Below are 11,858 nucleotides of genomic sequence, written 5' to 3'. Positions count from 1 at the left end.
GCGGCGCGCCCGGACGGCGGCGACGCGGAAGGCGGGACAATGGCGAAGCGCGATTACCTCAAGATCACGGACACGACCCTGGCCGAAGCGCACCGGGTGCTCAGGCTCGCCGCTCGCCTGAAGGAGGAGCCCAAGGGGCGGCGCACGACGATCCTCGCCGGCCGAGCCATCGCGGTCGTCCTGGAGAAGGCGAGCACGCGCACGCGCGTGTCGTTCGAGGTCGGCATCGCGCAGCTCGGCGCCCAGCCGGTCGTGCTGAGCACCCAGGGCAGCCAGCTCGCCCGCGGCGAGCCGATCCGCGACACGGCGCGCGTGCTCGCCCGGTACTGCGACGCGATCGCGTTCCGCACGTCGTCGACCGCGCGCCTGCTCGAGATGGCGGAGGCGAGCGTGCCGGTGATCAACGCGCTCTCGGACGACGGCCACCCGGTGCAGGTGCTCAGCGACATCTTCACGATCCAGGAGGCGCTCGCGGCGAGCGGGGACAGGACCGGCGTCGCCGGCCGGCGCATCGCGTTCCTCGGCGACTGCGCGAGCAACATGGCGCGCTCGTGGCTCGAGGCGGCGCAGCTCTTCGATTTCCACCTCGTGCTCGCGGGGCCCGAGGGGTACATGCCGCCCGCGGACGAGGTCGAGCGCGCGCGGAAGACGGGCCACGTCACGATCACGCACGATCCGCGCGAGGGCGCCGCGGGCGCGGACGTGGTGAACACGGACGTGTGGGCGAGCATGGGACACGAGGCCGAGGCGGAGAAGCGCCGCACCGCGTTCGCCGGCTGGACCGTGGACGCCAAGGTGATGGCGAGGGCCGCGCAGCACTCCATCGTGCTCCACTGCCTGCCGGCGCACCGCGGCGAGGAGATCGACGACGAGACGCTGGAAGGGCCGCGCTCGCGCGTGTGGGATCAGGCCGAGAACCGGCTGCACGTGCAAAAGGCGCTGATGCTGTGGCTGCTCGGCGTCGAGCTGGCGTGACGCGGCCGCGCAGGGTCAACCGAGGAGGGCGCCGCGCCGGGGCCGGGCGGGGGCCCCGTCGCCGCCCGAGCGGCCCGTGAGATCCGCGACGACCTGCACCAGGTCGGCAGGGTCGATCGGCTTGGCGACGTGCTTCTGGAAGCCGGCCGCCAGCGCTCTCCTCCGGTCCTCGAGCCGGGCATAGGCGGTCAGGGCCACGGCGGGGATACGCCGGATCTCGTCCCGACCCGCAGCGCGCAGCTGGTGAATCAGCGCATAGCCGCTCTCCCCCGGCATACCGATGTCGCTGAGCAGGACATCGGGCCTCAGCCGCTCCAGGACGCTCATGGCCTCGCTCGCCGAGCCGGCCGTGGTGACCCGCGCGCCCGCTCCCTCCAGCAAGAACGCGAGCATCTCCCGGGCGTCCGGCTCATCCTCGACGACGAGGACGTGAACGCCGAAGAGCGGCGGCGGCTCCCCGCTCCTCGGCAGGGCGCGCCCCGGCGCAGACGGCGGCCCCTCGTGCGCGGCGGAGGGCGCCGCGGGCAAGGGGAGCATCACCGTGAACGTCGCTCCTCTCCCCTCACCCGGGCTCTCCGCCTCCACCGTGCCGCCGTGCAGCTCGACGATGTGGCGGACGATCGCGAGCCCCAGGCCGAGCCCGCCGTGAGCCCTCGTCGGCGAGGAGTCGCCCTGGCGGAAGCGGTCGAACACATACGGCAGGAACGACGTGGCGATGCCCTTGCCGTTGTCCGTGACCGAGATCGCGACCTGCGAGTCGCTCCGCCCCACCCAGACGGTGACCAGCCCTCGCTTCGGGGTGAATTTCACCGCGTTGGAGAGCAGATTCCACATGACCTGCTGGAGGCGATCCGGGTCGCCGCACACGTGGCTGAGCCCCTCGCCCGGCTCGACGCGGATCTCGATCTCCTTCGCCCTCGCCGTCGGCGTGATCGTGTCCACCGCGGCGTCGATGACCGCGGCGAGATCCACGGCGATCGTGCGGAGCCGCAGCTTGCCCGTGATGATCCGGGAGACCGTCAGGATATCGTCGACGATCTGCGCCTGCGCGTGGGCGTTGCGCTCGATCGACGCCATGCCCTGCTTGACGCGCTCCGGGCCGAGGTCCTTGTCCTTGATCAGCCGTGCCCAGCCCAGGATCGCCGTGAGCGGCGTCCGCAGCTCGTGGGAGACCGTCGCGAGGAACTCGTCCTTCATGCGGTTCGCGTCCTCGGCCCGGATGCGGTCCTTCTCCGACTGGGCGAGCGCCTGCTGCTCGCGGCGGAGCAGCTCCGTGCGCTCGCGCTCTAGCTGCTTCAGCTCGGTGATGTCGACGACGGCGCCCGTCAAGAACAGCGGGGAGCCGTCCCGATCGGCGACGATGCGCCCGCGATCGTGGACCCACCGGATCGACCCGTCGGTGCGGACGATGCGGTGGATGATGTCGTAGATGCAGCGCTCGCGGACGCTCCGCTCGTGCATGGCGACCACCGCGTCGAGATCCTCCGGGTGGACGCGGCTCAGCCAGTCGCTGATGGGCTGCGTCGTCTCGCGCTCGTCCAGGCCCAGGATGCGGTTCAGGCTCGCGTCCCTCGTGTCGTACTGCGTCTCCAGGTCGACTCGCCACGTGCCCACGTCCGCCGCCCACGTGGCCAACCGGAGCCGATCCTCCCGGTCCTGGAGCGCGCTCTCGATCCGGAACCGCTCGGTCAGGTCGACCGAGGCGCCGACCATGCGAATCGCCTTGCCTCCCGCGTCCCGGAGCACCGTGCCGCGATCGAACACGCGGGCGACGGAGCCGTCGCCGCGGTAGACGCGGTACTGCGCCGACCAGGTGTCGGCGTCCCCGCGGATGAGCTCCTCTAACGCGCGCGCAATGCGGTCGCGATCCTCGGGCAGCACGCGGTCCACCCACCACGCGCCGGTCGGGGCCGTCTGCTCGGGCGTGTAGCGGAAGACCTCATGAAATGTCGCGTTGCGTTCGACCCGGTCCGTCCGGATATCCCAATCCCAGATCGGGTCCTTGATCGCTCGACCGAGGAGGCGATAGCGCTCGTCCTGCACGTCCGCCTCCAGGCGCGCGCGCTGCTCCCGGGCGTCTGCGTGCGCGGCGCCATCGGCGGGGCCTGAGAGCGCGACCGCGGCCTGATCGGCGAGCGCCTCGATCAGCCAGGCATCGTCGCCGGAGGCCGGGGCGTCCCGCTCGACCGCGAGCACGCCAGAGACACGGCCGTCGACGATCAGCGGCGCGGCGGCGACGTGGGCCGCCCCGTCCAGCGCTCGCGCTATCCCGTCGTCGACGCTCGGGAGCGGGCGGCCGCAGAGCTCGGCGAGCAGCGCCGGATCGAGCCCCAGCGCCGCTCGCACGACCGGGCGCTCGTCCTCGTCGTTCAGGATCAGGACGGCCCTGCCGGAGCCGCTCAGACGCGTCGCCGCCGAGAGGACGATCTCTTGAATCACGCGCGCCGAACACGCCGACGCGAGCGCGCGGCTGGCCTCGGTCAGCGCGCGGACCTGCGAACGGTGCCTCTCCTCGTGTTCGATCACAGGCAGACGACCCTCGGATCCAGGATGAGGGTGCTCTCGCGGACGATGGATGTGCATCCCTGACCAGATCAGCCGGGCACGCTCTTGAAACACGACGCCACCACACCAGAGCACGAGCAGGCGGTATGCCTCTTGCAGCCCTGTCATAGGAGCGCCTCGACATGCGCGCCAGCAAGCCGCAGGCAACCCGGCGCAGAAAACTTGGCCCGGTATCCCGATTCCTGAGCAAACCCGCGCTGCGTGGATTTCCGCGACATGCCGCCGGAGCTCCTCCTGGCCGTGGCCGGCGCGGCGCTCTCCTTCGGGCTGGTCCAGACGCTCCGGCTCGCGTGGAGGCGCGCATCGCAGCGGCGCCGGCTCTCGCGGTGCCGGGAGCAGGGCGCCGCGGGAGAGGCCCGCGCCGAGGCGCTCCTCCGCGAGCTCGGCTACACCATCGTCGGCCGGCAGGTGGCGGTCTCGTACGGAGTCCACATCGACGGCGAGCCGGTCAGCGTCGGGCTCCGCGCCGACTACCTCGTGGCGCACGGTCCCAGGCGGTATGTCGCCGAGGTGAAGACGGGCCGGCTCGCGCCGCGCATCGACACGCCCGCGACGCGGCGGCAGCTGCTCGAGTACCGCGTCGCGTTCGATGTCGACGGCGTGCTCCTGGTCGACGCGGAGTCCCGGCGGGTGCGGTCGGTGGTGTTCCCGCTGCCCGCCGGCGCCGCGGCCGCGTCACCGTACGGCGCGCGCCTCGCGTGGGTCCTGGCGGCCGTCGTGGGGGGCCTCGTCGCGGCGATGGCCGCGCGCTCCGCGTGGTGACGCGGGCGCGCGGCGGGCCAGAGCGCGGCTCACGGAAGGCGCGCGGCGCGGCGCGCGAGGTTGCGAGGCTCACTGACGGCTCGCGGCGCGCGCCAAGGGCAAGCCTACGGGCGGCTCGCGGCGCGGCGCGCGCGGCGCCTGCGGCCGGCGAGCAGCAGGAGACCGAGCCCGAGCAGGCCGACCCTGGCAGGCGAGGCCTCCGAGGTCGCGCCCGCGCGGCACGCGCAGGACGCGTCGGGCTTGTTGCCGCCCGTGCCGCCGCTCGCGCCGCCGGAGCCAGAGCCAGAGCCGGAGCCGGAGCCGGTGGTCAGATCCACCGGATCGTCGAGCCCCACGTCGGGTCCTACCGGCCCTCCGCTCGCGGCGGAGGCGGCGCCGCCGTGGACCACCGGCTCGCCGCAGACCCCGTTGACGCACGGCGCGTTGCCGGGGCAGATGGCGCCCGCGCACGCGTCAGCGCAGTTCCCGGCGACGCAGACCTGCCCGTCAGCGCACGTCTTGCCCTCGCAGCCGGTGTCGACGCAACGGCCGTCCGCCGCGCACACCTTGCCGGTGGGGCAGGTGCGGCAACCGCAGTTGGACTGGCAGATGCCGCGCTCGCAGACCGCGCCGTCCTCGCACTCGATGTGAGCGCAGAGATCCACGCACCGCCCGAGCTGGCACTCCTGGTTCGCGGGGCAGACGACGCCGTCGCACCCGCCCACGCAGTTGCCGCCGACGCAGATCTGGCCGCCGGTGCACTCCTTGCCGACGCACGCCTGCTCCACGCAGAAGCCGTTGTCGCAGACGAGGCCTGCGTCACAGACGACCTCGCCGCGCCCGCAGTACGGCACGCACGACCCGCGGTTGCACACGAAGCCCTCGTCGCAGAGCCCCTCACCGTTGTCGACCTCGCCGTCGCAGTCGTTGTCGATGTTGTCGCAGGTCTCCTTCTGCTCGCCGGGCTTGAGCACGGGCAGGCACTCGACCTCGCCCTCGGTCGCGCAGCCCGTCCTGCCCACGGCGCACGCGCCCTGCAGGCCCGTGTCGCAGACCTCGCCGCCGCCTTTGCAGGTCACGCCGGTGATGTAGTAGACGAAATCGTTGAAATCGCCGTCGTTCTCGTACCCGCCCTGGCTCCCCTTCCAGCTCGTCGCGGTCACGGGCAGGTCCTCGAAGGCGACATAGAACGCGTCGGGCTCGGCGGTCGACGTGTAGATCAGCGTCGTCACCCACGGCGCGTTCGGCGTGCAGCTCGTGCAGACGGTGTTCAGCTCGCGCTGCGAGAACTTCGTCTGGGTGCAATAGGTGCCCGCCTTGCCGATCAGCGCGAAGCCGACCAGGCCGCCCTGGTACCGCCGATCGTTCCGGATGTCCGCCGCCGAGAACTGCCGCGGCGTCCAGTCGTGCTGCCCCGCCTGGGTGGTCTCCATCGTGGCCAGCGGGCAGAAGTCGTTGTCCTCGCAATTGAACGCCGTCGAGGTGTCCGCGGGGATCAGCTCGTAGATCTGGTTGTCCGGCGGGCGCGTGCCGCTCGCGTTCGCGTTGTACCAGCCGAACGCGACCTTGCACCCGCCCCCGCGCAGCACGAGCTCTCCCGAGAACCCGCAGAGCGGCGAGAAGACACCTGGCTCCGTGCTCGCGTCGGCCACGGGATCGATGTCCTCCCCCCGGTACCCGAAGAGCCCATCGAGCGTGACGGCATCCCTGGGGAAACCGCGGCCCGTCACGAGGTTAAGCTCGTTGGCGCTGACCGCCGTGGGCAGGCGCGTACCATCCAGCTGCGTCACAGCAGCGCTCGCGGGCACGGCCCCCGCGAGCGGGGCAAGCGAGAGGAACAAGGAAAAGGCGGCTCGAGCCGCGCGGCGGCGAGGCGTCATGAAATAAGGTGTTTGCGGCATGAACACCACTCTACACCTCCCGAGGAGGCCAGGGTGGATGAGATTACACATCTCCGCACCGCCAGAATTATGCAGCACAGGCGTTCCTGCGTCGCAGCGCGCATCCGTTTTGACGCACGCCGTCACCACGACGCATGGAGTTGATCTGACGTTGAGCCGACCGTCAGCGTATTCCGACGCCGCTCCACTTCGCGCCTGGACAGGCCTCCTCAGGGCGCCGAGCGACCGACTGCGGCGGAATCGTCGCAATGGCGAAATGGAAGAGCGGAGCAATGAAACGACGTCGCGCGCAACGAAACAACCAACAGCGCGGCCGACCAGCGCAGCGGCGCTCCCGGCCCGGGGAGTTGCCCGGGTGTGGTAGGCTCGCGCGCTCAGGCTGCGCGTTTCCACCGCCACCGTATGACCAAGAAATCGCTCCGCGTCTATTTCATCGCCCACCACGACGGCCGCTTCACCGGCATCCTCCTGCGCACGTGGGCATTCCTCTTCGATCGTCCGGCGCCGTCCGCCTATGGCGCCTCCGAGGACGACGTGCTGCGCGCGATCGAGGTCGAGCTCCACGCGCGGCTGGCCACGGACGAGGACGATCTCGATCGCTACCTGTGGGACGAGTCGTTCGAGGTCCGCTCGCTGGACGTCGACGTCCACCCGCAGACCACGGTCAAGCGGACCGCCGTCGTCGGCCGGCGCCAGATCCCGCTGCGGCTCACGTACCTCGCGAGCAAGCTCGCCGAGGGGGGAGTCCGCGTGATGCTCCCCCGCTTCGGCTGGTCCGTGGTCCTCGAGGATCTCTCGATTGCGCCCGACGTGCTCCGCCAGCTCGTCACGAGCGCGCTGCTCGGCGAGTCCCCGCGGTCGCTCTTCGATTTTCGCCGGGAGGGAGACGAGTACGTGCGCCCGTGGTCGCCGCGCCGGATGGAGCGGGCCGGGCGGAGCGCTCGGCGCCCGGAGGACGAGCGCCCCACGCTGCACGCCGTCTCCGAGGATCTCGTCGAGAAGGCCGCGCGCCAGCGGCTGCCGCTCGCGGTGGGCGAGTCCGAGGAGCTGGAGCAGGTGCTGCCGCTGTTCGACGTGGCGCGCGCCGCGCACGCCGCGCCGCCGCCGTCGATCCTGCTGGTGGGCGGCCCGGGCGTCGGCAAGACGACCTGGGTCCACCGGCTGGCGCGGCGGTTCGCGGCGTGGCGAAGGGACAAGGCGCGCGCGAGCTCGCCGGGCCTGTTCAGCACGTCGGCCGATCGGCTCCTCGCCGGGATGATGTACCTCGGCATGTGGCAGGCGAGGTGCCTGAAGCTCGTGGGCGAGCTGTCGCACGAGGGAGATCTGCTCCACGTCGGCGCGCTCTTGCCGCTGCTCCGTCCGCAGCCGGACGGCGCGTCGATCGGCGACGTGTTCCTGCCGGCGCTCCGGACCGGCGAGGTGAGCCTCATCGCGGAGTGCACCGAGCCGGAGCTCGAGGCGTGCCAGCGCCGCGCGGCCTCGCTCGTGGCGTGCTTCCAGATCGTCCGGCTGCGCGAGCCGGATCCGGCCGCGGTGCCGGCGCTGCTCGCGGAGTACGAGGCGCGGAAGGACGCGCGCGTCCGGCTGCACCCGGCGGGCAAGAAGCGGCTGGTGCAGCACCTCGCGATGTTCCGGCGCGACGTGCTCTTCCCCGGCAAGGCGTTCCGCTTCTTCGACTGGCTCGCGCAGGAGGCAGGCGCCCGGGCCGGCGCGGAGGCGGAGGCGGCCGGAGCGGCGCCGGGGCGCGTGCTCTACCCGCGGGACGTGTCCGAGGCCTACGCGCGCCACTCGGGGCTGCCGATCGAGCTCATCGCCGACGAGATCCCCGCGAGCGCCGAGACGATCGCGCGGGGGCTGAAGCGGCGCGTGATCGGGCAGGACGAGGCGTGCGACACGGCGGCGCGGGTGCTGGCGCGCTTCAAGGCCGGGATGAACGACCCCGAGCGCCCGTGCGGCACGCTGCTGTTCGTGGGCCCGACAGGCGTGGGCAAGACGGAGCTCGCGAAGGAGCTCACGCGGGCGATGTTCGGCGACGAGGGGCGGATGATCCGGCTCGATATGAGCGAGTACAGGCTCCCGGGCTCGTCGGCGCGCCTGCTCGCGGCGGGGCCGGACGCGACGACGCTGGCGCAGCGCGTGCGGCAGGAGCCGCTGTCGCTCGTGCTCCTCGACGAGATCGAGAAGGCGCACCGCGAGGTGTTCGACCTCTTGCTCGCGATCCTCGGCGAGGGCCGGCTGACGGACGAGGACGGGCGCCACGTGGATTTCCGGATGGTGCTCATCGTGATGACCTCGAACCTCGGCGTCGCCGACCGGGCGCCCGTCGGCTTCGGCGGCGACGACGAGCGCGCCCTCGTCCCGGGCGCGCGGCGCGCGGCGCCGGCGGGCGTGCGCGAGCATTTCCGGCCGGAGTTCGTGAACCGCATCGACCACGTCGTGCAGTTCCGGGGCCTCGGGCGCGACAGCGTGCTCAGGATCGTCGATCTCGAGCTCGCCAAGGCCGAGGCGCGCACCGGGCTCGTGCGGCGCAACCTGAGGCTCCGTGTGCTGCCCGAGGCGCGATCCTTCCTGGCCGAGGCGGGGTTCGATCCGAGGCGCGGGGCGCGGCCGCTGAAGCGGGTGATCGAGGAGCGGGTGATCACGCCGATCGCGGCGCGCATGGCGGAGGATCCGGGGTGCCGGGACAGGGAGATCGTGGTCGAGGGCGGGGGCGCGGGGCTCGAGGTGCGGTTCGGGTAGGCCAGGGGGGAGCGGCGGTCGTCCGGCGCTCAGCCCGCTTCGATGGGCGCCTCGGGCGCGGCCCCGGGCTCCTCGTGCAAAACGGCCCAGACGAACTCCGGGATGAGCGCGAGCGAGTGCGGGTCCTGTGTGACGCCGATGAGCCCGCTGATGAGCTCCAGGGAGTGCTCCTGGCGGTGCGCGTCGACGAGCCGCAGCGGCGCGCTCGTCAGCGCCGGCGGGAGCCGAGCGAACCCCGGCCCCTGCGGATCCGCCAGCGCTACGAGCGGGTTGCGCCGAGCCTCTGCCGCCGTCCACCGCTCGAGCCAGTCGTCGAGGTGCGTATTCGGGATGAAGTGATCTGCGGGCCACGCGCGGAGGTAGGGGAAGAGCACGTGAATCCAGCCGGTGAGCTCGTCCGCGGCGTTCTCGTACCGGAAGAAGGCGCGCCAGAACGCCGGATCCGGAGGCTGGCGCCCCTCCGCCGAGGCGACGATCTGGTCCAGCACGGGCAGGAGCGCGCGGGTCCAGCGCTCCGCGCCGAGCGGGCCGAACGCCTCCGCGCGCTGCCGCACCGAGCGCCAGTCATCCGCCGTACCCATCAGGTAGATGCGCGGGATTCCGGGTCTCGGAAACACCATGTCGACCGGGAAAGGCGGCTCCCACTCGAAGTGCGGCGCGAGCGGGGTTGTCACCGTGAGCTCCGAGGCCACCCGCTCGACCGGCCCTGTCGTCGAGAAGTCGGCTGTCAAGAGCTCCTTCAGCCCGCCGACCTGCGCGGCGGTCTGGGCGGATAGCTCCGAGAACGTGATGGGCCACGGGTTCACCTGGCCGAGCGTGAAATCAGGCCGCTCGAGCGTCAGCTCGAAGTCGCGGTCCTCCCGGATGAACTTGCGCCGCTGCGCCTCGTTCGCCGCGATGTGGAGCGTGAGCCCCCGCGCCAGGCAGAGCCATATCACGTCGGGCGAGAGCACGAGCGGATAGCGCTGGGTGAACGCCATGTACGCTGCCTGGACGAGCGGGTGCACGTCCGTGCGCCCGACGAGCGGCAGGCGATGGCGGTAGGCGGCCTCGATGGGCGAGACGAGCAGGCTCTGCACCGAAGCTTCTTCGTCGAACGTAGGCAGGGGCGCCGTCGAAGGCGCGACCTCGGCAACGTCGATCGTCGTGACGCTCATAGCTACTCGTCCTCCTGGCCCTGCGCGACGGCTTCATGGGCCAGCGCTGCCGTAGAAAGAACCTCGTACACAAGCGCGCCGCGCGAGACAACTCGCGCCGGCGGCAGCCGCGCAGCGGGCTCAACCTTGGAATCGCCTCGGCAGCACCTCGGCCTCGTCGGACGCGCCGACGCACGGCCGTGCACCAGATGCGTGAGCGGAGAGACAGCAAGCGCTCACCTAGAACGGAACATTCCAGTAAGGCTAACACGCCCGTGCTTACAATTGGAGCGCCAGGTTACCTGCTCGGCGGACCGACCGCAATCGCGAGGCTCGTCGTCGCGTCGCCCTGGATGCATGCGCGGATTCGGTCCCGGGGGAGCGCAACAATGGCGCGAAGGTGCGGGCATCTCCCGGTCCACAAGGCAGATCCGGAGAGATGCGCTGCTGGCCGAGCAGGGTGCATGGCACGGCATATCCCGCCTCCAGGCGAGGAGCTTGGCAGCGCATGAGTTTCGCGTCATTCATGGCGCATGCCCTCCTCGCGCAGCTCCTCGCGCAGCCCTTCGCGCAGCCCTTCGCCGTCGAAAGCCACAGGTGTCCGATCGGGGTTGCGCGCCCAGGTAAAGAGCGCGGGCAATTTCGCGCATCCCCTGACCGACGCAGGCAGCACGTCCAGCAGCGCAGCCGCGCCCAACGCCGTGAACCAGGCCGCGGCCCCCAGCCCGAGCCCGAAGCCAGACCCCTTCTCCGGCTGGGATCCCGTCACGCGAAAGAGCACCAGCCGCACGAGCTCACCCGGCCCGACGACCACGACGACGGCCGCTCCGCACAATCCATCAGGGAGCCATTCCGGGAGCACGACGACCGGCAATAATAGCGCCAACGTCGGCCGAGCACCCACCAGTGCGCCAAGCTCACCCACCGCGACACCGAGACCGCCGGTCTCCAGCGCCGGGAACCTGCAGGATCCGGTCAGGCCTCGATCCGCTGCTTCCGATGGCGGCCTCCCCAGGGGCTCCACCCAGCCTCAGACCACCGAGCCCACCGTCAGGCCTCGATCCGCCCCTTCCGATGGCGGCCTCCCCAGGGGCTCCACCCAGCCTCAGGCCACCGAGCCCACCGTCAGGCCTCGATCCGCTGCTTCCGATGGCGGCCTCCCCAAGGGCTCCACCCAGCCTCAGGCCACCGAGCCCACCGTCAGGCCTCAATCCGCCCCTTCCGATGGCGGCCTCCCCAGGGGCTCCACCCAGCCTCAGGCCACCGAGCCCACCGTCAGGCCTCGATCCGCCCCTTCCGACGGCGACCTCCCCAGGGGCTCCACCCAGCCTCAGACCACCGAGCCCACCGTCAGGCCTCGATCCGCCCCTTCCGACGGCGGCCTCCCCAGGGGCTCCACCCAGCCTCAGACCACCGAGCCCACCGTCAGGCCTCAATCCGCCCCTTCCGATGGTGGCCTCCCCAAGGGCTCCACGCAGCCCCAGACCACCGAGCCCACCGTCAGGCCTCGATCCGCTCCTTCCGATGGCGGCCTCCCCAAGGGCTCCACCCAGCCTCAGACCACCGAGCCCACCGTCAGGCCTCAATCCGCTCCTTCCGATGGCGGCCTCCCCAAGGGCTCCAACCAGCCATCTCAGGACCTCGGCAAGGGTCCCCAAGGGAACACCACGGCGACGGAGCCAGGAAGCACGGCTCCCAAGGGGGGCGAGGCGCCCGGAAAGACGCCCCCGAACGAGACCGTCGCAAAGGACGGCACGTCAGCTCAGACCTCCCCCAAGACGGGCGAGACCGGCGCGAAGAG

Annotated in this window: 7 protein-coding genes; 3 read left to right on the top strand and 4 right to left on the bottom strand. The window is 71.7% G+C overall.

Annotation, left to right across the window (positions count from 1 at the left end; all coding sequences use genetic code 11):
* Positions 1-39 precede the first annotated feature (39 nt).
* Positions 40-975 carry an ornithine carbamoyltransferase gene (gene argF, locus WMF19_RS39735; RefSeq protein ID WP_437895109.1) on the top strand — a complete coding sequence of 312 codons (936 nt, stop codon included), beginning with the start codon at positions 40-42 and terminating at the stop codon, positions 973-975.
* Between the two features lie 15 nt (positions 976-990).
* Here argF and WMF19_RS39730 read toward each other — a convergent pair whose 3' ends face one another.
* Positions 991-3,501 carry a PAS domain-containing protein gene (locus WMF19_RS39730; protein ID WP_437895108.1) on the bottom strand — a complete coding sequence of 837 codons (2,511 nt, stop codon included), beginning with the start codon at positions 3,499-3,501 and terminating at the stop codon, positions 991-993.
* Positions 3,502-3,756: 255 nt separating this feature from the next.
* Between WMF19_RS39730 and WMF19_RS39725 the strand changes: the two genes are divergently transcribed.
* On the top strand, positions 3,757-4,302 hold the full coding sequence (locus WMF19_RS39725; RefSeq protein WP_437895107.1) for a hypothetical protein: 546 nt from the start codon (positions 3,757-3,759) through the stop codon (positions 4,300-4,302).
* 104 nt (positions 4,303-4,406) lie between these two features.
* Here the strand turns inward: WMF19_RS39725 and WMF19_RS39720 are convergent, their stop codons facing one another.
* Entirely contained in the window at positions 4,407-6,011 is a 1,605-nt protein-coding gene (locus tag WMF19_RS39720; protein WP_437895106.1) for a hypothetical protein, read from the bottom strand.
* Positions 6,012-6,584: 573 nt separating this feature from the next.
* Between WMF19_RS39720 and WMF19_RS39715 the strand changes: the two genes are divergently transcribed.
* The gene (locus WMF19_RS39715) at positions 6,585-8,921 is read left to right on the top strand and encodes an AAA family ATPase (protein ID WP_437895105.1); all 2,337 of its coding nucleotides are present in this window, start codon (positions 6,585-6,587) and stop codon (positions 8,919-8,921) included.
* 29 nt (positions 8,922-8,950) lie between these two features.
* Here the strand turns inward: WMF19_RS39715 and WMF19_RS39710 are convergent, their stop codons facing one another.
* Together WMF19_RS39710 and WMF19_RS39705 are read right to left on the bottom strand one after the other, a co-directional pair.
* Positions 8,951-10,078 (bottom strand): DUF4419 domain-containing protein, encoded by a 1,128-nt coding sequence (locus WMF19_RS39710; RefSeq protein ID WP_437895104.1) that lies wholly within the window; start codon positions 10,076-10,078, stop codon positions 8,951-8,953.
* Between the two features lie 499 nt (positions 10,079-10,577).
* The gene (locus WMF19_RS39705) at positions 10,578-10,982 is read right to left on the bottom strand and encodes a hypothetical protein (protein WP_437895103.1); all 405 of its coding nucleotides are present in this window, start codon (positions 10,980-10,982) and stop codon (positions 10,578-10,580) included.
* Between the last annotated feature and the right edge of the window lie 876 nt (positions 10,983-11,858).

It is taken from the genome of Sorangium sp. So ce124 (assembly GCF_051525235.1).
GTDB lineage: Bacteria > Myxococcota_A > Polyangia > Polyangiales > Polyangiaceae > Sorangium > Sorangium atrum.
The sequence above is the reverse complement of the archived record's forward strand: the minus strand, read 5'-3'. Positions and strand labels throughout refer to the sequence as shown.

Bases quoted from the DNA above. Each gene is read 5' to 3' on its own strand.
- WMF19_RS39725 (WP_437895107.1), top strand. From the start codon at position 3,757: ATGCCGCCGGAGCTCCTCCTGGCCGTGGCCGGCGCGGCGCTCTCCTTC.
- WMF19_RS39710 (WP_437895104.1), bottom strand. From the start codon at position 10,078: ATGAGCGTCACGACGATCGACGTTGCCGAGGTCGCGCCTTCGACGGCG.
- WMF19_RS39715 (WP_437895105.1), top strand. From the start codon at position 6,585: ATGACCAAGAAATCGCTCCGCGTCTATTTCATCGCCCACCACGACGGC.
- argF (WP_437895109.1), top strand. From the start codon at position 40: ATGGCGAAGCGCGATTACCTCAAGATCACGGACACGACCCTGGCCGAA.